Source organism: Galbibacter pacificus (assembly GCF_029603165.1).
GTDB lineage: Bacteria > Bacteroidota > Bacteroidia > Flavobacteriales > Flavobacteriaceae > Galbibacter > Galbibacter pacificus.
This window is the reverse complement of sequence record NZ_JAQSVC010000003.1, coordinates 241,212-267,165: the sequence shown is the minus strand read 5'-3', so window position 1 is coordinate 267,165 and position 25,954 is coordinate 241,212. Positions and strand designations below refer to the sequence as shown.

Genomic DNA, 25,954 nt, shown 5'->3' with positions numbered 1-25,954 from the left:
ATATTTTATCCAAATAAATATCCGACTACATCTTCAATTTTACTAACCTTTCTAATATTTATTTTTGGATTTTTAATTGCTATTTTATTCAGTTTAGATACAAAAATAGTCGAAAACCCTAATTTTTCGGCTTCCAGAATTCTTTGTTCCACACGTTGCACTGGTCTTATTTCCCCAGCAAGGCCTATTTCGGCGGCAAAACAAATATCTTTTTCTATGGCAATATCTTCATTGCTGGAAAGTATGGCAGCAACAACGGCCATATCTATTGCGGGTTCGTCTATGGAGATACCCCCGGTAATATTTAAAAAAACGTCTTTTGCGCCCAGTCTAAACCCTGCACGCTTTTCCAGTACAGCCAAAAGCATGTTCAGGCGTTTTACATTGTAGCCCGTGGTGGTGCGTTGGGGCGTGCCATATACAGCCGTGCTTACCAGCGCCTGTACTTCAATCATTAACGGGCGCATGCCTTCAAGGGTTGCGGCAATAGCCGTGCCACTGAGGTCTTCTTCGGTTTTGGAGATTAATATTTCAGATGGGTTGCTTACCTCCCGGAGCCCTTTTCCCAGCATTTCGTATATGCCAAGCTCGGCCGTAGAGCCAAAGCGGTTTTTTAAGGAGCGTAAAATGCGGTAAACATGATTTCGGTCGCCTTCAAACTGAAGTACGGTATCTACCATATGCTCCAATATTTTGGGACCGGCAATGTGCCCATCTTTGGTGATATGCCCAATAAGTATTACGGGCGTACCCGTTTCCTTGGCAAATTTTATGAGCTCGGAAGTGCATTCGCGAATCTGGCTGATGCTTCCCGCAGACGATTCTATATAATCGGTATGCAGGGTTTGGATGGAATCTATAATTAAAATATCGGGCTCGATACCTTCAATTTGTTTATAAATATTCTGTGTTTTGGTTTCGGTAAGGATGTAACATTGCTCACTGTCGGGAAAAATACGTTCGGCACGCATTTTTATTTGTTTCTGGCTTTCTTCTCCCGAAACATATAAAGTTTTAAACGGCAAATGCAATGCTATTTGCAACAGGAGGGTACTTTTGCCTATGCCTGGTTCTCCGCCCAAAAGGATTACTGAACCCGGAACAATGCCACCTCCCAGCACACGATCGAATTCCATGCCGCCGGATGACATGCGCATTTCCTGCGAACCGTCTATTTCTTTAATTTTTAGCGGTTTTGCGGTTCTTTTAGATGAAGTGTCAGTGGTTTTCCAACCTTTTTTGTCTTCTTTTTGTACAATTTCCTCTACAAGGGTATTCCATTCTTTACAAGAAGAACATTGCCCTTGCCATTTAGCGTATTGAGCGCCACAATTCTGGCAGAAAAAAGTTGTTTTTACCTTTGCCATTCGGGTTTTTAATTTTTAAAGCTGAAAGATACAAAGAAGATAAGTAAGTTTTGAGTTACATGCCCGTACCAATGAATAAAAACAGTTTATGTTTTGTGAAACTGTAATAACCAAACAAAGATGAATAGTTAAAAATAGCTATATTCAACTAATAAAAAATAGACAAAAGACTTATGTGTGAAATTAAAGAAATAAACAAAAGATATATAGATTACGCTACCTATAATATTTGGGCCAATAATAGATTGATAACGGATCTAACATTATTAAACGACAAGCTTTTATACAAGGAATTTGTGGGAAGTTTTCCTACCATATGCGCTACTGTTAAACATATTTGGTATGCCGAAACAATATGGCTTTCCCGTTTAAAAGGAGATGGAAACGGTGCAGAAGCTGTTACAAGTTTTTCAGGAGACAATAAAGCGCTTTTTAGTCAATGGCAGGCAACGTCTAAAAATTTCAAAGAATTTACAGAAACCGTAGATTTGGAAAAAGAAATTCAATTTGAAAGCAAAGGCGATAATTTTTCAATACCATCAAGAGAAATCATACAAACGGTTTTTAACCATGGTAGTTTCCATCGGGGGCAAGTAGTTATGATGCTACGCCAATTGGACGTTGCCAAAATACAGCAAACAGATTATATAGAATGGGTTCGGGAAAAGGCACGGGGCAACATTTAAATTTTTTGTGAACCTTCAAAAAAATCACCAACCAAAATCGGCTTTTAAGGCATCGATGCGTTCCAGAGCCAAATCTTTGGTAGCAAAGTCTATTTCGGGCATGCCAAAAGCCTTTTCGTAGGTTCGCATAGCCTTTTTGGGTTCGCCCATTTGCTCAAAGTATTCGGCTTCCCAAAAGAATCCGAGCATGGTGTCGGGGTATTCCTTTTTTGCAATCTTGCTTAATTCGTTTAGAGATTCCAGGTCTTCTTTCTTTTTAGTGGCCGCATAAATTGCCATCATATCGTTAAGGCTTACCTGCTTTTTAAAGCCAAACAAGGTTTCAATGGTGTTGTATTTGTTGGTAAGGTAATCAATTACAGGTCCTTCATAAGCCAATACATCTTTTTTGTATTCTTCTACACTTATGGGCTTATAAATGGTAAAGAATTGATCCAGCGCTTTCGGGATGCCGTATGAAGCCACGCTGAAATGGCTGGCATTGGTAAAGTTATCATAATAATAATGCAAATTATCGTTGGTGTACCCTTTCATCTGGTTATTAAAAACATTGATGCGTTGCTGGCTTTCTTTAGCGTCGTGTTCCCCGGTAGCCAGGTAATAAAAAATCATTTCCTGAAGCTCGCTCAACCTTTTAGGGGTATTGCTTTCCATGGTCGGGGCAAATGTAGGAGAAAGAATTACGTAGGCATTAAACAATGGATTGTCCTTAAACAAATAATAATCGGCAAAATTGGCAGTAACGCCATGTCCAACAATTGCCTTGAAATTTGCAAGGTTGTAGTTTTTTTCAATCATCGGTATAAGCTCCATGCCGATAAATTCAAAGAAGGCATTTCCTTTTTTGTCCGGAAGCCCGTTTTCATCACTGTAAAAGCAATCTTCGTATCGGGTTTCATTTTGGTCAATTCCTACAATGATACTCTTGGGCATTTCATCTTTGTAGGTATAAAATTTAGCATTGCCCACTACCAGGTCGAATAGGTAATCGGCATCCAGAACAACAATAAGGGGATATACTTTTTCTGCTGAATAATCTTCGGGAACATACAAGCGTACATTTCTTTTTTCGCCTAATTTATATGAATCTAAAGAAGTGGTGGTAACCTGTGCAATGGCATTAAAAGCACATAAAATGATAAGGCCACAGCATAATGCGAACTTTTTCATAGTAAAATGGAATTAGATTTGGTGACCGAAAGATAAAAAATTATTTGCTTTTATGGCATGTTGAAAGAAAAAGAAACGCCACACCACCAAAAATTACGACAAATAGCTATGAAAAAGCTTTAGGGATGTACAACAAGGGCAAGAGTGATGAAATAAAGGCTAATAACCAAAGTCTGCTTTTAACTTATCTATGCGCTCAAGAAGAAACTCTTTGTCGAGAAAATCTATTTCTTCCAATACAAATGCTTTTTCGTACATGTGGATGTTCTTTTTTTGCAATCCTGCTCAATCCGTTTAATGACACCCATTCTTCCTTTTTCTTAATGCCTGCATAAATGGCCATCATGTCGTTGATGCTGACTTGATTTTTTAATCCGTATAAGGTTTCAATATCGTTGTATTTTTTGTTGTAGGTATAGAATTTTACATTGTCCACTAGCATATCAAACAAATAGTCGGCATCTAACACAACAATAAGGGGTATGTTTTTTCTTTGGAATAATCTTCGGGAACATAAAAGCTAATTTCCCTTTTCTCGTTCAGTTTGTACGAATCGCCCGTAACCAAGGTCACTTGCGCCTGAATTTGAACACTCAAAAAACTCATAAAAATATATACTATAACCGATTTAATAAAATACTGATTAACAATACTTAAATATGTGAATGTCGCTTATATTTTACACAAAAATAGTAATATGTATTAATTTTAAAATCAGCATACTGTTGTTTTGTATCAGTTTAGGCTGAACAAGGGCATTACTACGATTCAGAAATTTTAAAATCAATTATTTAAAAGGGAAGGATTAATTTATAAAAAACCAAGGGCTTGTTCTAAGTGCCCCCCTTTTACTTACTCGCTTTTTTCGAAGAATTGTATATAGGAAGAAAAAGAAACGACAATGCGCCAAAAATCACGACCATTAATGTCTGTGCGCTCCACATAATCCAACCAAAAGCATCTCCGGAAGCTTTGCCAATACCATAAATAAGCAATATCTTGCTTACCGCTAGCGGGTACAGGCCAATACCGCCATTTGTAGCGCTCATGGCAAAGGCGCCGGCAACAAAAGCTGCCAAAATAGCACTTATGGGCAGGTTTAAGGTTTCGGGAAGGGAAAATTTAATAACCCAGAACATGGCAATGTACAATGTCCAGATACAAAGCGTATAGAAAAGGAAAAGCCATTTGTCCTTCATTTTAAAAATACTGGTAAGACCTTCTATGATACCAAATACAAAGGTTTTTATTTTGGCCAGAAAGCCGCTTTTTGCCCTTTTGATCAGCACCAAAAAAGTTATGCCAATTGCCGCGGCGGCAACTCCTAAGAGAATTAATTGTACATAATTAATGTTTTTGCTCAGGAAAAAATCGGCAATAATTTCTGTTTGCAGGATTCCGGTTACCAAAACTACCAGAAGCAACATGATAACATCTATAACGCGTTCGGCTATGATGGTGCCAAAGGCTTTCTGGAAAGGGATTTTTTCGTAGGTACTAATGGTGGTGGCCCTTAATACTTCCCCAGAACGGGGAACGCCAAGATTTGCCAAATAAGCCACAAAAATAGCCATGATGTTATTGGCAAGACTGGGTTTGTAGCCCATGGGGGCCAATATTAAATTCCACCGCAGTGCCCGCGATAAATGGCTTAGGAAGCCCAAAAGTAATGAAACCAATACCCAGACGTAGTTGGCTTCTTTTACGGCGTTTATAATATTGGTACGGTCTTCGGGCGTGGTATGCGAGTACGAATACCAAATTAAAAAAACTCCCAGCAATAGTGGGAGTGTGTTTTTAAGTATGTTGACAAGCTTTTTATTCAACTTATGTAAGGGTATTGTCTTTTTCGTTCGGGAAAATAATGGAAGGCTTAAAGTTTTTTGCTTCTTCAAAATCCATGATTCCGTAAGAAATAATAATAATAACATCACCACGTTGTACACGGCGGGCAGCAGGGCCGTTCAACGTTATTTCGCCACTGTTTTTAGTTCCTTTAATGGCATATGTTTCGAGCCGTTCGCCGTTGTTGATATTGACAATCTGTACTTTTTCGCCTTCAATAATGTTGGAGGCTTCCATCAGCGCTTCGTCAATGGTAATGCTCCCTATATAATTTAGGTCGGCACCGGTAACCGTAACTCTGTGAATTTTAGACTTTACTACTTCAATTTGCATGTTACAAAGGTATTAATTTAGAGCAACATTATCTATTAGCCTTATGTCATTTGCATAAACTGCAACAAAAAGCCGGTAGTGTTTGTTTTCTTCTTTCGTTTTAACAGGTTTTAACGTATTTTCATCAGCAATCTCAGCATATTCCAAGCTTAAGCTTGGATTATTGCTAAACATGCCTTCAATCCATTTTACCGTATCTTCTGCACTTTCTGTGCCAAACTTATTTTTGGCCGCTGTGATGGTTTTGTATATAAACGAAGCTTCTTCGCGCAGCTCGGCAGAGAGTCTTTCATTACGGGAGCTCATGGCCAGTCCGTTTGCTTCCCTGCTAATGGGGCATCCAATTACATTAACGGGAATGCGGTGCTTTTGCACCATTTTTTTAATGATTTGGAGCTGCTGAAAATCTTTTTCACCAAAATAAGCATTATCGGGCATGACGATACTAAATAATTTTTTTACAATCGTTCCAACACCGTCAAAATGGCCGGTCCTGAACTTTCCTTCCATTTCATGTTCCAAACCATCAAAATCAAACTTTTCCGATGCAATATTGTTATCGTAAATTTCATGGGCGTTTGGAGTAAAAACAACAAGGTTGTGACTTAAATCTTCAAGAATTTTTAAATCTTTTTCCATTGTTTTAGGGTATTTCTCAAGATCCGTTTTATTGTCAAACTGTGTGGGGTTTACAAAAATACTCACAACAACAATATCGTTTTGGTTTAAAGCATTGTGTACCAGTGACAAATGACCTTTATGAAGGGCGCCCATAGTGGGGACCAAACCAATGGTTTTATGTTCCTTTTTTTCCTTTTGAAGGAATTGGGTTAATGCTTCTTTTTGATTAAAAATTTGCATTTTATAAAAAATTAACAGCGTGCAAAGCTATATAAATTAAACTAATTAGGCATATTTTTTGTATTTTTGCATGCTTTAACCCTTAGTCTAAAGAAACAAATTGATTTTATGACAGACAAAAGAGTATTATTTGTCGCTTCTGAAATGGTTCCTTATTTACCTGAAAATGAAGTGTCATCAATGGCTTATGAGAGTCCAAGAATGGTGAATGACAGAGGAGGACAAATACGAATCTTTATGCCTCGTTTTGGTAATATTAATGAAAGAAGGCATCAACTGCACGAAGTAATTCGCTTATCGGGAATGAATTTGGTGGTAAACGATATGGATATGCCGCTTATCATTAAAGTTGCCTCTATTCCCAAAGAAAGAATCCAAGTTTACTTTATAGACAACGAAGAATACTTTAAAAGAAAGGCAACTTTTACCGATGAAGAAGGTAATTTATTTCCCGACAACGATGAACGCGCAATTTTCTTTGCCAAAGGGGTTGTGGAAACGGTAAAAAAACTCAATTGGAATCCAGATATTATCCATGTTCATGGATGGATGGCTTCTTTATTGCCGTTGTACCTTAAAAAATATTACGCAGACGAGCCCCTTTTTGCAGAAAGTAAAATAGTTACGTCTGTATACAACAAAGGTTTTGAGGGAACGTTAGATAAAGAAATGTTGGCGAAAGTTAAATTTGATGGTATAGAGGAAGGAGCAATAAAAGCACTGGAAGACCCTACGTACAGCAATGTTTTAAAAGTTGCCGTAGATCATTCGGATGCGGTAGTTGTTGCCTCTGAAGAACTCCCCGACGACCTAAAAAAACATATCGACTCGCTTTCAAAACCAGTACAGCCTTATGTTTCAATTTATGAATTTGAAGAGGCGTACAATCAATTTTACGAAACAAAAGTATTAAGTTAATCCAGCGGATACAATGAAGAAGATTTTTAAAGGAAGTTATATGCTTACGGCACTACTTGTAACGGGTAGTGTTATTTTTTTTACAGCATGTGAAAGAGACTACAATACCATTGGCGTAGACCTTATAGACGATGGAAGCACGGTAACAAATAGTGTAAAATACGATGTGTTTACCTATAACCGAAAACTGGAAAGTGTAAGGACAGATGGCCTTACGGCCTATCAACTGAGCGACTTTAACCAGCCCGTATACGGACTTGAGCAAACATCGTTTGTGGGCCAGATGCTTTTAGGTACGACTGATCCAACTTTTGGAGAAAAGAGCCAGATCGATGAAAATGCCGAAGGACAGGAAAACGAGCGTGCAACGGCAGTATATTTATACATTCCTTTTTTCAGTACGGCGTTAACCGATACCACCGATTTGGACGAAAATGAACCAAAACCCTATCGTATAGATTCAATTTACGGGAACCGAAACACGCCTTTTACGTTAAAGGTACAGGAATATACCAAGTTTTTACGTGACCTTGACCCCGGGTCAAATTTTCAAGATGCCCAGGAATATTTTTCAAGCGAAGACCCTACGTCTTTTGTGACTACTGTTTTGTATGAAGACAGTTACACAATAGACGAAGAGGAAATTTTATTTTTTAACGGGGAAGACGATCCCGATACTGAAGATGAAGACGAGTCGGTTACCGTTCCTTCAGAAAGACTTTCACCTGGAATATGGGTTGAATTGGATAAACAATTTTTTCAGGAAAAAATATTGGACAATGAAGGGGCGAGCGTTTTGGCCAGTCAGAACAACTTCAAGGAATTTTTGCGCGGGCTTTATATTTCCATGGAATCTGCCAACCACGAACTGGCAATGCTCTTAAATGTAGCAAACGCATATGTAGAAATTCAATATGACTACGATACAACAAACGATGATGATGAAGCCGTTGTGGAAAACTCGACTTTTAAGTTAAGCTTGAACGGTAACAAGGTAAATTATATAGATGAAGCCGCATATCCTGCCACTGTTTTAGATCAGTTTAACAATGCCAATGCTTCAAATTTATATGTACGGGGCGGAAGTGGGACATATGTAGAGTTGGACATGTTGGGCGGTCAAGACCCCGATGTTGCATTTCAAGAAGCCGAAGAAAATGATTGGTTAATAAACGAGGCAAACCTTGTTTTTTATGTAGATGAAGAAAGCCTGACAGAGGAGTCAAAATTAACCCTGCCAAAACGATTGTATTTGTATGATCTCAGCAATGAAAGGGTTTTGGTCGATTATAATAACGTTTTGGACACAAATACAGGTATAGATTCTACCACTAAGACTATATTTGGGGGTATATTGGATGCAGATAATGAAAAAGGGATTCAATATAAGTTTAGGATTACAGAATATATAAATGATATTATCCGTAAGGATTCAACCAATACACGATTGGCCTTGACAACGACTAATAGTATCTTAAACTCAACGAACGTTTCAGCATATAAGGTTCAAGATGGTAGTGCAGAAACCGACGAAGACCTAAAAATAAAAATTCCCCAAGCCTCCATACCAAACCAATACGGAACTGTGTTGTTTGGAAACAATGCAGGTAATGATAAAAAGTTACAATTAGAAATTTTTTATACCAAACCAAAAGAAGACTAAATAAAACTTAAAAAAAATGTGTGGAATTGTAGGTTATATAGGTGCACGGCAAGCATATCCAATTATTACCAAAGGCCTTGAAAGGTTAGAATACAGAGGGTATGACAGTGCAGGGATTGTTCTTTACGATGGTGAAGACACAAATTTGTGCAAAACAAAAGGGAAGGTAGCCGATTTAAAAGCTAAGGCAGAAAGCGAAAATACAACCAATGGAAGTATTGGCTTGGGCCATACCCGTTGGGCAACGCACGGTATCCCAAACGATGTAAACGCACATCCGCATTATTCAAATTCCGGGAACTTGGTGATAATCCATAACGGAATTATAGAAAACTACGGATCTATAAAAAAAGCACTCCAGAAAAGAGGCTATAAATTTGAGTCTGATACCGATACCGAGGTGTTGGTGAACTTAATTGAGGACATCAAAAAAAATGAGAACGTAAAATTAGGAAAAGCAGTTCAAATAGCTTTAAACCAAGTAATAGGGGCTTATGCGATTGCAGTTTTCGACAAATCTAAACCCGATGAAATAGTAACGGCTAAATTAGGGAGCCCATTGGCCATTGGTGTGGGCGAGGACGAATTTTTTATCGCCTCCGATGCTTCTCCTTTTATTGAATATACCAACAATGCCATTTATCTGGAAGACGAGCAAATGGCCATCGTCCGTCTGGGACGCGATGTTAAAATACGGCAAATAAAAGACGATAAGGCGGTAGCCCCATATGTGCACGAGCTTCAGTTGAGCCTTGAGCAAATTGAAAAAAATGGGTACGACCATTTTATGCTGAAAGAAATCCATGAACAGCCCGAAGCGATAAAAGACACTTATCGGGGTCGTTTAAGGATAAACGAAGGCATTATAAAAATGGCCGGAATAGAAGATAACCTTGAAAAAATATTAAAGGCCAACAGGATAATTATTGTGGCCTGCGGGACATCGTGGCATGCTGGTTTGGTGGCCGAATATATTTTTGAAGACTTGGTGCGTATTCCCGTTGAGGTCGAATATGCATCAGAATTTAGATATAGAAACCCCGTAATTACTTCAAACGATGTGGTTATTGCCATATCGCAATCTGGGGAAACTGCCGATACACTGGCTGCTATAAAATTGGCCAAACAAAACGGAGCTTTTGTATTTGGCGTATGCAACGTGGTAGGATCTTCTATCGCAAGGGAATCCCATGCAGGGGCCTATACCCATGCCGGACCAGAAATCGGGGTAGCTTCAACCAAAGCGTTTACAACACAGATTACTGTTTTAACATTGATCGCCTTGAAGTTGGCACAGTCTAAAGGGATGCTTTCCAAAACAGAATTTCAGCAATACCTTGCAGAAATGGAGGCCATTCCTGCCAAAGTGGAGAAATGTTTAAAAATAGACGACCATGTAAAATATATTTCATCAATATATAAAGACTCTCCTAATTTTCTGTACTTGGGAAGGGGTTACAACTTCCCGGTAGCATTAGAAGGTGCTTTAAAGCTTAAGGAGATTTCTTATATCCATGCGGAAGGATATCCGGCCGCCGAAATGAAACACGGGCCTATTGCCTTAATTGATGAACAGATGCCGGTTGTAGTAATTGCTACCAAAAAAGGGCATTATGAAAAAGTGGTAAGTAATATTCAGGAAATCAAATCCAGAAAAGGAAAAATCATCGGAATTGTTACCGAAGGCGATGAGGAAGTTCGTTCAATGGCCGATTTTGTCATCGAAGTGCCTGAAACATTAGAAGGCTTGACGCCATTGTTAACTACAATTCCACTGCAATTGCTTTCTTATCATATTGCAGTGATGAGAGGGTGTAATGTAGATCAACCCCGTAATCTTGCAAAATCTGTAACGGTTGAGTGAATGAGTGATAATTTCGTAATTTTTTAATTAAAAAGTTACGTAATTGAAAAAATATGTATATTGTTCTTATCAAAAACTAACATATTATGATAAGAACAATTTTTTTTGTGCTCACTTTTCTCTTTAGTGCATTGGGAGTTGCCCAGACTACTATTTCCGGAAAAGTGGTTGATGAACAAAACCAGCCCATTCCCGGAGCAAATGTGCAAGTGATGGGAACAACAGTTGGAACCGTAACCGACTTTGAGGGGAATTTTTCACTATCAATAGAAGATGAATATCCGTTCAATATTAAAGTTTCTAGCATTGGCTTTGCTCCGCAAACGATTGCGTTGTCAACGGCACGGTCATTGCAAATTCAACTAAAAGAAGAAACTACCAACTTGGGAGAAATTGTTATCTCGGCATCGAGGACACCCGAACGTATTTTTGAGTCGCCCGTTACAGTGGAACGATTTGGCCTGAAAGAAATAAAAAATACGGCTTCTGTCGATTTTTACGATGGCCTGGAAAATCTTAAGGGGGTAGATATCAATACCAATAGTTTAACCTTTAAATCAATTAACACCCGTGGATTTGCGGCTTTTGCCAATACACGTTTTGTCCAGTTAATTGATGGAATGGACAATGCGGCACCGGCCTTGAATTTTCCTTTGGGTAATTTATTGGGAATGACAGAGATAGATGTGCAAAGCGTGGAATTATTGCCCGGTGCATCGTCTGCCTTGTATGGAGCCAATGCGTTTAATGGAATTTTGTTTATGCGGAGTAAAAGCCCGTTCGATTTTGAAGGAATAAGCGCTTATGCCAAATCGGGAATGACATCACAAGAAGCTGCCGGAGATAATGTTTTTTGGGACTTGGGAATACGCGTTGCCAAAAAGTTTTCTGATAAATTTGCCGCCAAAGCCAACTTTTCTTATTTAAAAGGAACCGATTGGTTTGCGGTAAGTCAAGAAAATGTACTAAATCCGGGAACTGGTCGTGAAATGCCCGATTACGATGGGTTAAACGTATATGGCGATGAGGTAAGCACCAATATTCGCGCTGTAGGTATTGCCCTTGCAGAAAACGGGATCATTCCGGAAGGAGCGGTTAATTTACTGCCCAATGAAAATGTAAGTAGAACAGGTTATCTTGAAAGCAACTTAACAAATTACGAAGCAGAGAGCGTAAAGTTTGATGCAGCGTTACATTATCGCCCATTTGCCGATGATTTGGAAATTATTTACCAAGGAAAAATTGGTAAGGGAGCTACTATTTATCAAGGTTCCAATAGATATTCATTGAAAAACTTCTTCTTGCAACAACACAAAATAGAAGTCCGTAATGACAATTTTTTTGTAAGAGGATATATGACCGATGAGGATGCGGGAGATTCCTACGATATGCGATTCACCGGGATTAACGTAAATCGTTATTGGAAGGGAGACCAACAATGGTTTGGCGAATATGCAGGTGCATATGTGCAAGCAACTTTAAGTGGGGCATCCAGCGAACAAGCGCATACAATTGCCAGGCAAACGGCCGACACAGGCAGGCTTATTCCAGGGACGCCGGAATTTCAACAGGCATTTAATACCGTAACTACCAATCCCGATTTGGCTTCCGGGTCTCAGTTTAGGGACGGATCGCAATTGTACCATGCAGATGCCAATTACAACTTTTCGCATTTGGTTGATTTTGCCGACATTCAAGTGGGCGGTTCTTTTAGGACGTATCGTTTGAATTCCTTCGGAACTATTTTTACTGATTACGATGGCCCCATAAGTTATAATGAATTAGGGCTGTATACGCAAATTCAAAAACAATTAATGGATGAGCGGTTGAAGCTTACCGGTTCGTTGCGTTATGATAAATCCGAATTGTTTAACGGGCAGGTAACGCCCCGTTTTTCTGTGGGATATACAGCAGGCGAAAATAGAAACCACAACTTTAGGGCATCTATACAAACGGCCTTTAGAAACCCGACCACACAAGATTTATATATTGGGTTAGATGTAGGAAGGGCTATATTGGTAGGTTCGGCCGAAGATAATCTGGACAGATATGTACGCACCTTTGACGTAAATAATCAAGCAGCCAACGGCGGAAACCCTACTGCAACCATAAGTGGAAGAAATGCTTACGAAAATTCATTTTCCGCAGCTTCGGTCCAGGCAGGTGCTCCGGTAGCTTCAGATGTCGATTTGGTAAAACCGGAACAGGCCATTGCATACGAGATTGGCTATAGAGGTCAATTAGGGAAAGTAAGCATTGATCTAAGCGGGTATTACACCGATTATACCGACTTTATTGCAACTCAAAATGTAGTTGCTCCATTATACGGAGAAGTTGGAGACAATTCGCAATCATTGGTAGCCATACAAAGTGGCGACTATAAAGTGTTTCAAACCTACACCAATGCAAAATCCGGTGTACAATCGTATGGAGCTTCTATTGCTGTTTCGACTAAAGTTTTTAATGGATTTGATTTAAGCGGAAATTACACCTATGCCGATTTTGATCAAGACGATCCCGAATTTAGAGCGGGATTTAATACGCCAAAACATAAATTCAAAGCTTCTTTTGGGCATACAGAACTGGTGAAGAATTTTGGGTTCAACTTTAGTTACCGGTGGAGCGATGCCTTTTTCTGGCAGGCAGGTTTTGGCGATGGAAACATCCCTTCGATTACGGTTATGGACGCACAGTTAAACTATACAGTGCCAAGCATAAAATCTATTTTTAAGGTGGGTGCCGCTAACCTGTCTGGAGAAGAATATTACACTGCTTACGGAACAGGGTTAATAGGAACACAACTCTACGTGTCTTGGACAATCAATAACTTTTAAGCTAATTATAATACGATATTTTATGAATACCAACTATATAAGTTTGCTATTGCTGTTGCTTTTAGGATTATATTCCTGTAGCTCTGATGACGATTCCGGAACAATGCACGGTCCTGAAGAAGAATATTCTGCCGGAGCAGCCGATTTTTCAAATTATGTGTCGGTGGGAAATTCCCTAACCGCTGGATATACCGATGGGGCTCTTTTCATTGCCGGACAAACAAATTCGTTGCCCAATATATTGGCAACACAATTTTCTTTAGTGGGAGGAGGAGAATTTAATCAGCCCTTAATGAACGGTAATTTGGGAGGATTGCTTTTAGGGGGTAATCCTTTGCCCGGATTTGAAAACCGACTGTATTTTAATGGCTCGGGCCCGGTACGCTTACCGGGCATGCCAACTACCGATATATCGCAAATACTTTCGGGGAACTATAATAACATGGGGGTCCCGGGTGCTTTAAGTTATCATTTGGTAATACCGGGTTATGGTAATATCGCTGGGCTACAAACTGGGAGCGCCAATCCCTATTTTGTGCGTTTTTCGTCAAGCCCATCAACCAGCGTTATTGCCGATGCGGTTGCGCAAAACCCTACTTTTTTTAGCCTTTGGATAGGGAACAATGACGTGCTGGGCTATGCTACTGGCGGGGGCGTTGGTATAGATCAAACGGGCAACCTTGACTTTACCACCTATGCCACCAACGATATTACCGATCCAGATGTGTTTGCGCAAATGTATGCCAATATTGTTTCTCAATTGGTGCAAAACGATGCTAAGGGAATTGTGGCCAATATTCCAGACATAACATCGATTCCTTATTTTACAACCGTGCCTTATAACGCCATTCCTTTAGATGAAAATACTGCCGATGCCATTAATGGGGCTTACGCTGCATATAATGGCGGATTGGTGCAGGCGCAAGGTTTTGGTTTGATTACTGCTGAAGAAGTAGAAAAACGGACGATTAATTTTAGTGCCGGACAAAATGCAGTTGTATTGATAGACGAAGATTTAACCGATTTAACAGGTGTAAATCCTGCCTTGATAAATATGCGGCAGGCAACCGAGGAGGATTTGATACCCCTGCCGGTGTCTTCTGTTTTAGGTACACTGGCCGACCCGAACAATCCGCAGTCTGTTATTGGTGTTGGTGTTCCGTTAGACGACGGCCAGGTATTGATACCATCTGAACAAATGCACGTAAAAACCGCAACACAGGCATACAATGCCACAATACAGGCGGTTGCAGAACAGCATGGATTGGCATTGGTGGATGCAAACGCAATATTAACCGCATTGTCTCAAGAGGGCGGGGTGCCTTTTGATGAATTTGTTTTGAACGACGATCTGATTTTTGGGGGCGCCTTTTCGTTGGATGGGATCCATCCAACGGCAAGAGGGTATGCCTATCTGGCCAACAAATTTCTAGAGGCCATCGAAGTTGAATATGAGGCTACTTTACCAAGATTGAAGGCGGCAGACTATAATACGCTTTACCCAGCACAATTACCATAAAAAAAGAGCAGGGCATTGAAAAGGAAGGCTTCCCGTTTGCCATGCCATATGGGCAAGGAAGCATTCTAGTGCTTTATCCGATAAACACCGGGGTCGCTGCGTGAGTAAAAAGCATAAAAAGAACAAATTTGTTATAAAAGTATGCACCAAGCCAACGAGTGTGCTATGAACAATAAAATGTAAAGCGGTGTTATGTTCTTTGTTGGTAAAAGTAAAAAAGCCTTGGCTGCTAGCCCTGATTGAGCCAACTACCCCGCCCCAATCGTGAGCATCGGGGCGTGTAGTGGGGGAAGCAGGCAAATACTAAAATAAATAAGCGCATAAAAGATGCTTCTGACAAGAATGTGAAACGGGAAAAACAGGGCGGGAATATATTTTTTGGACAAGCGGTATAACCCTCAAAAAAACAAGCTGATAGCACAGGAAAAAAAAATGTTTAAATCGGGTTATTTTTTCAATTAAAAATATATCTTTGCACCGCGAAAAAAGGATGATTAAAATTATTTTTATGAATCCTTTTCTGCAAATAATAAGCTTAACATTAAACACTTAAGTAATGTCTAAAATTACAGGTAAAGTTGCACAAATTATTGGTCCGGTTGTAGACGTAGCATTTGAATCGGGATCTGAATTGCCAAAGATTTACGATTCTTTGGAGATCGAAAGAAAAAATGGTTCTAAATTGGTACTTGAAGTACAGTCTCATATTGGGGAAGATACGGTAAGAACTATTTCAATGGATTCTACTGACGGGTTGAGTCGGGGCGTAGAGGTACTTGCTACCGGAAACCCAATACAAATGCCAATTGGCGACGATGTTTATGGACGTTTGTTTAATGTAATTGGAGATGCCATTGACGGTCTTGGAGAATTGCCGAAAGCCGGAAAAGATGGTTTGCCAATTCACAGGGAAGCACCAAAATTTGAAGATTTAACAACTTCTACAGAAGTACTTTATACGGGTATTAAAGTAATCGACCTTATTGAACCTTATGCAAAAGGAGGTAAAATTGGTCTTTTTGGAGGTGCCGGTGTAGGAAAAACGGTACTTATCCAGGAGTTGATTAATAATATTGCAAAAGGTCACGGAGGTTTATCTGTTTTTGCCGGAGTTGGTGAAAGGACCCGTGAAGGAAACGACCTTTTGAGAGAGATGTTGGAATCTGGGATTATTAAGTACGGAGACGATTTTATGCACTCTATGGAAGAAGGCGGCTGGGACTTGTCTAAAGTAGATAAGGCGGCCATGAAGGAGTCTAAGGCAACTTTTGTTTTCGGACAGATGAACGAACCTCCAGGAGCGCGTGCGCGTGTAGCTTTGTCTGGATTGACTATTGCCGAATTTTTCCGTGATGGAGCAGGCGATGGCCAAGGTAAGGACGTACTTTTCTTCGTAGACAACATCTTCCGTTTTACACAAGCAGGTTCAGAGGTGTCTGCACTTCTTGGACGTATGCCTTCTGCGGTAGGTTACCAGCCAACATTGGCCACCGAGATGGGAGCAATGCAAGAGCGTATTACTTCAACAAAAAGAGGTTCCATTACTTCGGTACAGGCGGTTTACGTACCTGCGGATGACTTAACGGATCCCGCTCCTGCAACAACATTTGCCCACTTGGATGCAACTACGGTGCTTTCCAGGAAGATTGCCGAGCTTGGTATTTATCCTGCGGTGGACCCATTGGAGTCTTCTTCAAGGATTTTGGCCCCCGAAGTTTTGGGTAAAGACCACTATGCTTGTGCACAACGCGTAAAAGAGCTTTTACAACGCTATAAAGAATTACAGGATATTATTGCCATTCTTGGTATGGAAGAACTTTCTGAGGAAGATAAAATGGCTGTATCAAGAGCAAGGCGTGTACAACGTTTCTTGTCGCAACCTTTCCATGTTGCAGAGCAGTTTACTGGACTTAAAGGGGTGTTGGTAGATATTAAAGATACCATTAAAGGCTTTAACATGATTATGGATGGTGAATTAGACCACCTTCCTGAAGCTGCTTTCAACTTAAAAGGAACTATCGAAGAAGCGATTGAGGCCGGAGAGAAAATGTTGGCTGAAGCATAATTGGCTTGAAGTTAATAGTTATATGTTAATAAGGTAGTATTTATCTTGTTGATAAATAACAATTGATAATTAACAAATAAACAAATAACTATGATTCTTGAAATAGTAACCCCCGAGGCTACATTGTTTAAAGGAAAAGTTACTTCGGTTGTTGTGCCGGGCGTAGATGGGGAATTTCAAATGTTGGATAATCACGCGCCTATCGTATCTTTATTGGGCAAGGGGAACGTGAAAATCTATGGGGATATTCAATTAGGGAAAGAAGTTGCCTCTAAATTTTCGAAAGGCGAAAAGGGGATAACCTTATTGCCAATAAACAGCGGAACCGTAGAAATGAACAACAATAAAGTGATTGTTTTAGCAGATTAATTTAGCATAAACAAACAAAAATATATAAAAAAACGTCCCGCAATTGCGGGACGTTTTTTATTGGTTGTATTCCAAAATATCACCCGGTTGACAGTCTAACTCCTTGCATATAGCTTCTAAAGTTGAAAACCGGATAGCCTTAGCCTTTCCCGTTTTTAAAATTGAAAGGTTTGCGGTCGTGATGCCTATTTTTTCGGCAAGCTCATTGCTCTGCATTTTTCGTTTGGCAAGCATTACATCAAGATTAATAATTATGGGCATAACTATATGGTTAAGTCGTTTTCGGTTTTAATAATGTTACCTTCTTTGATCAATTTTGAGATTAGCATAAAAAAGAGTGCCGGAATAAAAATGGGAAATAGCAAAGAAGTTAATTTTCCAACGAATAGTCCTAAATTGTATACCCATCTAATTGTATTGTCATTGGCATTAGATATTTCATAATTAGTCTTATAAGGGAAAAATATTAGAAAGACCGTTAATATGGTCAAACCAATTATAATTAATCCAAAGGCTATTTTTCTCAATTGCTTTCCATTTTTTTCGGTAAAAACAAATTCTTTTCTAAAATCCAAAATGACTTTTCTAAATAAATTTAAAAGGTAAAACAAAAGGCTCATTACTAAAATAGTAATACAAAAAACAATGATATGTGTTAATGGGGTGTCACTTTCTGATAAATGAATGCCAAAAAAATAATCGTTGTGGATTTTATCAAATTTTTCTGCAAAATGAATAATTTCTCCAATAGTTAAAAAGAAAATAAATATTTGAAATACAAGTAGCATTATATGTAAAATGTTGGATATCTGTTTCACCATGACACATGATTTAAAAAATGAAATATATACAAAAATAATATAAAATTATTGAAAAACAATAATTATTTATTGAAAAAGGGATAATATGTAGTTTTTCTGCTTTATGAATTATTCAGTTAAAAACCGAAACCCAATACCGCGAAGACTTTCAATTTGAATGGATCTGTCTGCTGAAAGGTATTTTCTTAACCGGCTGATAAACACATCCAAGCTCCGCCCGGAAAAGAAGTCGGTTTCTTCCCACAAATGATTGAGAATGTCTTCCCGGCGTATAACCTGTTTCTTGTTTTGATATAAAAAATTCAAAAGCTGAGCTTCTTTTTCAGTAAGTGTTTTTTCTGAGTCCGAAGTTTTAAGCAATAAATTTTTAGGCTCAAACGTGTATTTCCCGATGGTGTATACTTCGGCTTTAATTTCACTAATAAGGGGTTTGCGTTTCAGTATATTTTTTATACGAAGAATAAGTTCATCGGCATCAAAGGGTTTGAGAATGTAATCATCGGCACCAAGTTTCAGCCCCGTTAAAATGTCTTCTTTCATTTTTCGGGCCGTAACAAAAAGAAAGGGCAATCCGGGATATTGAAGTTGAAGCTTTTGAGCTAATGTAAAGCCGTCTTCTTCGGGCATCATTACATCCAGAACGAGTATACTAAAGGTGCTTTCTTTTAAAGCTTCGCGTGCCTCAATACCATTAAATACCCGCTGAACCTTAAATTTATTTAATTCCAGGTATTGCTTTAGCAAATCGCCCAAGTCCAGATCGTCTTCAACTATTAATACCTTAATCATTGTTTTATGAATAATTATTATTGCTTAAACGGGGATTTTTAAAACAAATGTACTTCCCTTTTTTGTGCTGTTCTTTATATAAATAGCCCCTTTTAAGGCTTTCATGATCTGTTTGCAAAAGTAGAGGCCGAGCCCCAGTCCTTTTATATCGTGCCTGTTGCCTTGCGGGATACGGTAAAATTTATCAAAAACCCTTTTTTGTTCGGGAGCCGGGATTCCATGTCCATAATCTGTAACTTCAATAAAGTAAAATGTATCCTTGGCATAGGATTTTATTAATATTTCTGTTGCTTCCGGACTGTATTTTACGGCATTTTCCAACAGGTTTTGGACAACCCTTTCCATTTGATGGGCATCTGTTGTTAAAATGAATGTATCTGGATATATTTCATTTTTTAAATCATGTGTCGGGGTATTAAAATCAGAGATAACATCTTTTAAAAGCCGAACAATGTCTATTTTCTTTTCTTCTATTTTTTGTGGCTCCAAAGAGCTTTCCGTTACCCGGTCTACAATAGTCTGTATACGTATGTTTTGCCGGGATAGGGCGTTTACAAGCCCTCTTGCCGAGGCTGAGTTTTGAAAAGCGCTTTCTTTTTCCAGTGATTTTGTAATGAGATTGAGCGAAGTAAGCGGAGTTTTTAATTCGTGGCTTATATTATTGGCAAAATCGGTTTTTATTTCTGCAATTTTCTTTTGTTTGATAAGAGAACGGTACATATAGAAAAACAATAAAATAACCGAAAAAATTAGTACAATACCGGCAATGAGTACCCCAAACATTTTCTCCCATATTTTCTGTTGAAAATTGGAAATATCCATGTCGGTTGTTTGATGATGCTTATAAAAATAATTAAGGTTTTTGTTGACGGAATCCTTCTTTTGGTCGGCAGACGACTGTACAATGCCGGTGCTAATGTTGAAAGCATTTCCTTGAATAGCATCTCCGAAGAAAATAATAGGATTTTCGGTAGCTTTTAGCAGTGTGTCGTATATTCCGTTGGTCTCAAAAATAATCTGGGTTATTTGCGCACGGAGGCGGATTTCTTTTAAAATGGGGTAATCTTCAAACTGTGATTGCAAATAAAGCTGACTTAATTTCTGAATGGAATCTGCCATAAACTTAGCCTTTGACCGAAATTGCATTAATGTAATGCTGTCATTTACTCTTTGAAGGCAGAGGTTTTTAAATTCATCAAAAAACTGTTCTTCAATTGAGTCCATTTCGGTTGATTCAATAACTGGGGCAATTTGTTTTTTAACCTCGTTGATGTAGGTTTTAGAGTTAAGCTGGTATGTATTTTGAACGAGGTAGTATTGAATTGACACGAGCCCTGCCAATACGAGCAGGCAAAAAAACAACAAAAATTGTATCTGCTTTTTCCGTTTCATTCAACTACAAAAATAAGCAACTTGATAAATTACGTAATTACTAAATGGAGGCGTTAACCCTTCGTTAACCTTCGGTTAACCCATTTTGTTAGGCGTGTTGTAGAAATTTGCTTCAAGAACTTTAAAATTAAGTATCATGAAAAAATTAATTTTTGCCTTTGCACTTTTGTTCCTTTCAGGAGGATTGTGGTCGCAAACCACTTCGGTTTCAACTTCAACAAGTAAAAACTCATATGTATCAATTTCTAAGAGCGAAACCACCTCTGAATATAATTTTAAGGCTTCGTTTGATAAAGAAAACACCGCAAAAGTATTACAGGTTATAGAAAAAAATTTAGGAGCCGCAATAGAAAAAAGTGACCGTTTTGCCTATTGGGAAGGAACGGGCTACACTTTGCAACTGCGCCAAGGGAAAGTAAAAATTGAAATACAAAAAGAAGAAACAACAAAATCTTTTCAACTAAAAATGGAGGACTTGAGCGAGCAGATTTCCGAAATACTGGGTCATGAAGATGCGCCACGACCACCAAGGCCACCCAAGACAAATGGATGAAATTAAACTTTTTTCTTTTGCCACTGTAACAATGACCCTTTTAAATTGTCTTTAAAGAAACAGAGCCATTAATGAAATCCCTAGCTTTAATTTTGCTGCTTTTTAGTTTGCAAATTGCCGTTTCTCAAGAAACAGATACCATTCCAAGGAAAAAGATAAATGCCATGCGAATTACCGAAGCTCCAAAAATTGACGGAGTTTTGGACGAGGCGGTTTGGAAAGATGTGCCCATTGCCACAAATTTTGTAGAACGCATGCCCAATAACGGAGCACCGGCTCCAGATAGTTTGCGTACCGAAGTAAAAATATTGTACGACGATCTCGGTATTTATTTTGGTGCGGTAATGAAGGACCCCGAAATAGATAAAATTACAAAAGAACTTACTGAAAGGGACGATTTGGGCAACGACGATTTTTTCTTTATTCTTTTAAACGGCTATAACGATCACCAGCAGAGCTTTGAGTTTGTAGTTACGGCTGCTGGGGTGCAATGGGACTCTAAAATTACCAACGACAACGAAGACTCTTCGTGGAATGCGGTTTGGTATAGCGATATTAGGATAAACGAAACCAATTGGACGGTAGAGATATTTATCCCGTATTCTCAATTACGTTTTCCCGAAAAAGACGTCCAACTTTGGGGGTTGAACATGGAACGGGAGTTTCGCCGAGAGCGGAAGCGTTTTAGTTGGAACCATGTTGATAATTCCAAAGGTGCCTTTTTAATTTATGATGGCGAATTGCACAATATAAAAAATATCAATGCCCCCTTTCGTTTGTCTTTTCAACCGTATGTGTCTTCATACGTAACCAGTTTTGATGGCAAAACCGAGGTGAATTTCAATGGGGGAATGGACTTAAAATACGGTATTACCGATGCTTTTACGCTGGATATGATTTTAATCCCCGATTTTGGACAAACAAAATTCGACGAGCGCGTGCTTAACCTTACCGCTTTTGAAGTGCAATACGATGAACAGCGGGCTTTTTTTACCGAAGGCACTGAGTTGTTCAGCAAAGGAGATTTGTTTTATTCGCGCCGTGTAGGAAGCGCTCCAACTGGCGATGTGGATTTAAGCATACACGAAGAAATAGTAGAAAATCCCGCAACAGTCGATTTAATAAATGCCATGAAAATTTCCGGAAGAACCAATGGCGGGCTAGGGATTGGTATATTTAACGGGATTACCGAGCGTACTTACGCCCAGGTAAAAGATAGTATAAGCCAAGAAAAACGAAGCGTTTTGGTAGAACCGTTGACAAACTACAATGTTTTGGTGCTCGACCAACGTTTTGGCGGTAATTCTTCAATTTCTTTTGTAAATACCAATACCACGCGCGAAGGTGATTTTAGGGATGCAAATGCCTCGGGACTCTATGCTGATATTACCAACAAGAAGAATACCATGCGCTATTGGGGCCGGACCGAAGGAAGCTGGGTAATGACCAACCATACGCAATTTGGTATTGAAGGCGGTGCCGGGCTTTCTAAAATTAGCGGAAGCCATCGTATGTCGGGCGAAGTAAATTTTAGGACCAAAGATTATAATATTGACGACTTGGGTTACACGGGAAGGACCAATTATATTAATTATTACGGATATTACGGGTTCAGGTATTTAAAACCAAAAGGAGGACTGAATAACTTATACCTTAATTTTAACCTTAATTTTACCCGCAGGTTGGAACCCGATTTGTACAATGAATTCAACTTTAATTTTAATTCCAGCTTTACCACAAGAAAGTTTATCTACTTTGGTGGTGGTTTTGAAACAACCCCTTTTGGGGTTAACGATATTTACGAGCCCCGTGAAGAAGACCGGTTTGTAAAGGTGCCTGGTTATTACGACGGATGGGCTTGGTTTGAAACCGATTACAGAAAGAAATTTGCCATGGGGCTTACTTACGACTGGTATGTGTACAGCGAAGGTTGGAGGGATGAAAAACGGATTGATTTTTATCCGCGCTATCGGTTCTCTGATAAATGGAAATTGTTTTTAACCACCAACATTATTTTAAACAACGAAGACCGGGGCTATGTAAATAATCTGGACGGCGATATTATTTTTGGCCAACGGGACAGGAATACAATTAAAAATGCCATAGAATCGCAATATATTTTTAACAATGTCATGGCGCTCAACCTTTCGTTTCGGCATTATTATTCGGATGTAAGCTATGAAAAGTTTTTCACGCTGGATACAGATGGAGATTTAATCTTGAACCCCGATTACCATGAAAATCATAATACCACTTATAATAACTGGAATATAGATGTGCGTTTTTCATGGTGGTTTGCTCCCGGAAGCCAGTTAACTTTATTGTACCGCAATGCCATTGAAAGTTACCAAGAAGAAGCCGTGCACGATTTTAACAGGAATTTCGATAACCTTTTCAACGAGCCTCAATTGCACAGTTTATCCCTTCGGATTAGTTATTTTCTAGATTACAATCGGGCCAAAAGCTGGTTTGGAAAGAAAAAAAATATACCCAATACAGCACAGGCTTCGGTATATGCAGACAAAAGAAAGTACAGGATGAAATTATAATTGCAATTTTAATAACACCCATTCTTGTTGGTTGGTTTTATAGGTCTTTATGTTTATAAAACCAATTGAAAAATGAGCGTCCAAAGAACGTTTATTGGTAGCATCAACTTCGGTAACAATGCAATTAAAATCTGTTTTCAAAGCCATGCTCATCTCTTTGTATAATTGTTTAAAAATACCTTGCCTTCTAAAATCCTTATCGATGCATATTTGCCCCATGACCATGTAGTTTGTATTTGCCAACACCTTGTCCAAGATTTTAAACATGGGTTTTAATACCTCGATTTTATCTTTAAAATACGGGTGCATGGCCAAGGCATACCCAACCACACAATGATTGTATTTGGCTATAAAATGAGCACATTTCCCGTTTAATTGCTTCAACATTTTATAAGAATGGACAACAGTAACAAAACCTTCGTTTCTTTTTTCTTCGGAAGTTAATTTGTCAGGAAGGTTTTCTTGTTGAAGCTTTAGTATTTGCGCTAAATCGATTTTAGATGATGCCCGGGAAAATTCTATTGCTTCAACCACGTTTCCCTGTGCTTTTCAATTTTTCTTTTGGCTTTTTCATTAAATGAAATATGGTAGGTAGGATCGCTTTGTAGTGTTAAATTCGTTGTTTTTTCTTCTCCGTACCGACTGTATTTCACTTTAATGACATCGCCTACCTTTTTTTCTGAAATAATTTTATCTATGGTTTGAGCATTATCTACCGTTGTGCCATCAATAGCAAGAATAACATCGCCATTTTCCAGTCCGGCCTTGTACGCGGGGCTTTCTTTTTGTGCGTTTCGGACAATGGTGTTGCCTTTTATGTACATTCCGGTGTATGGTTTGTTTTCATCTTGGGTAAAATTAAAACCAACACTTTCAAACAAAACAGCATAATCGGGCATTTTACTTTTATAAATATAATTGTTGAAAAAATGGTCAGCAAAGCTTTTCCCGGCATATAGGCTTAAATTAAAATGAAGGTCGTCTATTGTATAGGGATCTTCTTCAATGCCTTGTGCTTCCCACATTTTTCGCATAAAATCGTCTAGGTTCAATCCGTTTTGCCGTAAAGAGAGGTCTAATGCCAAACCGAGCACACTTCCGTAGGAATAATAAGAAATAAACGTGTTTTCCCGGTTAACGGGATCGACCGAGGTAGCCGCATCTACAAAAGGCGCTTGATAACTCATCTCGATAGGATTAAAATATTCGTGCGCCGGTGAATTCCATACATAATTAAAAGTACCGTTCAACCGTTTTGCATATTCTTCGGGGCTTATAATGCCTGCACGGCATAAAATTAAATTGGTGTAATAACTGGTAAACCCTTCGGCAAACCACAATTCGCCACTCATATTTGCTTTGGAAAAATTAAAAGGTTCCAGACTTTTTGGCCGAAGGCGCTCTACGTTCCACGAATGAAAATATTCGTGAGAAACCGTACCTATATTTCCATCCATACCGCCGTTGGCAAGGCCTTCCCTATCGGTTAAAATGGTAGAATTTCTATGTTCCATACCATCTCCGCTAGCATTGGCAACATAGCAGGCAAGAAAGGTGTATTTACCATAATCATAATCCGGAAGTGCCCCGAATACATCTTTTTCGGCCAAGACAATTCGTTTTACCTTTTCAAAATAAGTGTCCAAAAGAGCTTCAGTGCTATTGTCGTGCAAAACAAATTCAATGGTGTAATCTTTTCCATTAGAATCAACCGTAAAAGATCTCTTTTTGTAATTGCTTATTTCCGTAGGGCTGTCAAAAAAATATTGAAAATTTGGAGCAGTATACGTAAATCCTTCTTTGTTGGGCAGTTGTGTGGCCACTTTCCAGTGTAGGTCTTCTCGCACATTAAAGGTAACTTCAACCGGATGGCTAAAAAAAGCATCGGCATACATAAACGTAGCCGGTATATTTAAATGCGCATGGATTTCGTCAATTTGGCTGTAGGTCCCATCGCCACGGTTCCCAAAAAGCGTATAATTTACGATGGTTGCCCCTTTCGGGTTTACTAAAACCCACTCGTAAGGATTATGGCGGACAATTTTCAAGGTATCGCCTTTTTCATTTGTGGCAGTCACGCCATAGACATTTTTTGCAAATTCGTGCAGCGCATACCTTCCCGGGGAGCTTCTGCTCATTCTAATATGCAAAGAATCTGATGAAGTTTTTGGGAAAACCACAGAAATTTGCGCTTCGTGGTGCACGGCATTTTTAAACGAAATAGCATATTTTACAGGAGTTTGGGCATTTACCAAAAACGAAATTAAAAAAACCAGGGAAGTGCAAATTGTCTTTTTCAAGGGTACAGGCTTTAAAATGGTTATTAAATAAGTAGATTATGGAGCTCAAGATACCA

The 25,954-nt window shown here is 38.9% G+C and carries 23 protein-coding genes; 10 read left to right on the top strand and 13 right to left on the bottom strand.

Features of this window, described 5'->3' with window-relative positions; translation table 11 throughout:
• Positions 1–5: 5 nt before the first annotated feature.
• Positions 6–1,367 (bottom strand): DNA repair protein RadA, encoded by a 1,362-nt coding sequence (radA, locus tag PSF86_RS09590; RefSeq protein ID WP_277899857.1) that lies wholly within the window; start codon positions 1,365–1,367, stop codon positions 6–8.
• A 173-nt stretch (positions 1,368–1,540) separates the two neighbouring features.
• Here radA and PSF86_RS09585 point away from each other — a divergent pair, with 173 nt between their 5' ends.
• Complete coding sequence (locus tag PSF86_RS09585; protein ID WP_277899856.1) at positions 1,541–2,053, top strand: DinB family protein; 513 nt, start codon at positions 1,541–1,543, stop codon at positions 2,051–2,053.
• A gap of 24 nt (positions 2,054–2,077) precedes the next feature.
• On the opposite strand, the gene PSF86_RS09580 is transcribed toward PSF86_RS09585, so the two are convergent.
• The 6 genes from PSF86_RS09580 to panC form a co-directional block, all read right to left on the bottom strand.
• On the bottom strand, positions 2,078–3,223 hold the full coding sequence (locus PSF86_RS09580) for an alpha/beta hydrolase (protein ID WP_277899855.1): 1,146 nt from the start codon (positions 3,221–3,223) through the stop codon (positions 2,078–2,080).
• A 196-nt stretch (positions 3,224–3,419) separates the two neighbouring features.
• Positions 3,420–3,665, bottom strand: coding sequence for a hypothetical protein (locus tag PSF86_RS09575; protein ID WP_277899854.1), 246 nt, complete (start codon positions 3,663–3,665; stop codon positions 3,420–3,422).
• Between the two features lie 20 nt (positions 3,666–3,685).
• On the bottom strand, positions 3,686–3,829 hold the full coding sequence (locus tag PSF86_RS09570; protein WP_277899853.1) for a hypothetical protein: 144 nt from the start codon (positions 3,827–3,829) through the stop codon (positions 3,686–3,688).
• Between the two features lie 242 nt (positions 3,830–4,071).
• Positions 4,072–5,049 carry a lysylphosphatidylglycerol synthase transmembrane domain-containing protein gene (locus PSF86_RS09565; RefSeq protein ID WP_277899852.1) on the bottom strand — a complete coding sequence of 326 codons (978 nt, stop codon included), beginning with the start codon at positions 5,047–5,049 and terminating at the stop codon, positions 4,072–4,074.
• Position 5,050: 1 nt separating this feature from the next.
• Entirely contained in the window at positions 5,051–5,401 is a 351-nt protein-coding gene (gene panD / locus PSF86_RS09560) for an aspartate 1-decarboxylase (protein WP_277899851.1), read from the bottom strand.
• Positions 5,402–5,413: 12 nt separating this feature from the next.
• Positions 5,414–6,262 (bottom strand): pantoate--beta-alanine ligase, encoded by an 849-nt coding sequence (gene panC, locus PSF86_RS09555; RefSeq protein WP_277899850.1) that lies wholly within the window; start codon positions 6,260–6,262, stop codon positions 5,414–5,416.
• A gap of 108 nt (positions 6,263–6,370) precedes the next feature.
• Here panC and PSF86_RS09550 point away from each other — a divergent pair, with 108 nt between their 5' ends.
• The 7 genes from PSF86_RS09550 to PSF86_RS09520 all read left to right on the top strand — a co-directional run bounded on the left by PSF86_RS09550 (position 6,371) and on the right by PSF86_RS09520 (position 17,494).
• A complete protein-coding gene (locus tag PSF86_RS09550) occupies positions 6,371–7,180 on the top strand; it encodes a glycogen/starch synthase (RefSeq protein WP_277899849.1) in 810 nt (269 codons plus the stop codon).
• 13 nt (positions 7,181–7,193) lie between these two features.
• Positions 7,194–8,843, top strand: coding sequence for a BamH family beta-barrel-assembly machinery protein (gene bamH / locus PSF86_RS09545; protein WP_277899848.1), 1,650 nt, complete (start codon positions 7,194–7,196; stop codon positions 8,841–8,843).
• A gap of 16 nt (positions 8,844–8,859) precedes the next feature.
• A complete protein-coding gene (glmS, locus tag PSF86_RS09540; RefSeq protein WP_277899847.1) occupies positions 8,860–10,707 on the top strand; it encodes a glutamine--fructose-6-phosphate transaminase (isomerizing) in 1,848 nt (615 codons plus the stop codon).
• Positions 10,708–10,793: 86 nt separating this feature from the next.
• Entirely contained in the window at positions 10,794–13,541 is a 2,748-nt protein-coding gene (locus PSF86_RS09535) for a TonB-dependent receptor (RefSeq protein ID WP_277899846.1), read from the top strand.
• 22 nt (positions 13,542–13,563) lie between these two features.
• On the top strand, positions 13,564–15,060 hold the full coding sequence (locus PSF86_RS09530; RefSeq protein WP_277899845.1) for an SGNH/GDSL hydrolase family protein: 1,497 nt from the start codon (positions 13,564–13,566) through the stop codon (positions 15,058–15,060).
• A 556-nt stretch (positions 15,061–15,616) separates the two neighbouring features.
• Positions 15,617–17,125, top strand: coding sequence for a F0F1 ATP synthase subunit beta (gene atpD, locus PSF86_RS09525; protein ID WP_277899844.1), 1,509 nt, complete (start codon positions 15,617–15,619; stop codon positions 17,123–17,125).
• 90 nt (positions 17,126–17,215) lie between these two features.
• Positions 17,216–17,494 carry a F0F1 ATP synthase subunit delta/epsilon gene (locus PSF86_RS09520; RefSeq protein WP_277899843.1) on the top strand — a complete coding sequence of 93 codons (279 nt, stop codon included), beginning with the start codon at positions 17,216–17,218 and terminating at the stop codon, positions 17,492–17,494.
• A 57-nt stretch (positions 17,495–17,551) separates the two neighbouring features.
• On the opposite strand, the gene PSF86_RS09515 is transcribed toward PSF86_RS09520, so the two are convergent.
• The 4 genes from PSF86_RS09515 to PSF86_RS09500 form a co-directional block, all read right to left on the bottom strand.
• Positions 17,552–17,755 (bottom strand): helix-turn-helix domain-containing protein, encoded by a 204-nt coding sequence (locus tag PSF86_RS09515; protein WP_277899842.1) that lies wholly within the window; start codon positions 17,753–17,755, stop codon positions 17,552–17,554.
• Positions 17,756–17,757: 2 nt separating this feature from the next.
• Positions 17,758–18,315, bottom strand: a complete 558-nt coding sequence (locus tag PSF86_RS09510; RefSeq protein ID WP_277899841.1) for a DUF2975 domain-containing protein — start codon at positions 18,313–18,315, stop codon at positions 17,758–17,760.
• Positions 18,316–18,423: 108 nt separating this feature from the next.
• A complete protein-coding gene (locus tag PSF86_RS09505) occupies positions 18,424–19,104 on the bottom strand; it encodes a response regulator transcription factor (protein WP_277899840.1) in 681 nt (226 codons plus the stop codon).
• 24 nt (positions 19,105–19,128) lie between these two features.
• Positions 19,129–20,496 (bottom strand): sensor histidine kinase, encoded by a 1,368-nt coding sequence (locus PSF86_RS09500; protein ID WP_277899839.1) that lies wholly within the window; start codon positions 20,494–20,496, stop codon positions 19,129–19,131.
• Positions 20,497–20,632: 136 nt separating this feature from the next.
• Between PSF86_RS09500 and PSF86_RS09495 the strand changes: the two genes are divergently transcribed.
• Positions 20,633–21,049 (top strand): hypothetical protein, encoded by a 417-nt coding sequence (locus PSF86_RS09495; RefSeq protein WP_277899838.1) that lies wholly within the window; start codon positions 20,633–20,635, stop codon positions 21,047–21,049.
• Positions 21,050–21,120: 71 nt separating this feature from the next.
• Positions 21,121–23,598, top strand: a complete 2,478-nt coding sequence (locus tag PSF86_RS09490; protein WP_277899837.1) for a DUF5916 domain-containing protein — start codon at positions 21,121–21,123, stop codon at positions 23,596–23,598.
• Here PSF86_RS09490 and PSF86_RS09485 read toward each other — a convergent pair.
• Together PSF86_RS09485 and PSF86_RS09480 are read right to left on the bottom strand one after the other, a co-directional pair.
• Complete coding sequence (locus PSF86_RS09485) at positions 23,593–24,132, bottom strand: GNAT family N-acetyltransferase (RefSeq protein WP_277899836.1); 540 nt, start codon at positions 24,130–24,132, stop codon at positions 23,593–23,595. The two genes, PSF86_RS09490 and PSF86_RS09485, sit on opposite strands and share 6 nt — an antisense overlap.
• Positions 24,117–25,898, bottom strand: a complete 1,782-nt coding sequence (locus PSF86_RS09480; RefSeq protein WP_277899835.1) for a M61 family metallopeptidase — start codon at positions 25,896–25,898, stop codon at positions 24,117–24,119. Before PSF86_RS09480 ends, PSF86_RS09485 begins: the two co-directional genes overlap by 16 nt.
• Positions 25,899–25,954: the final 56 nt, after the last annotated feature.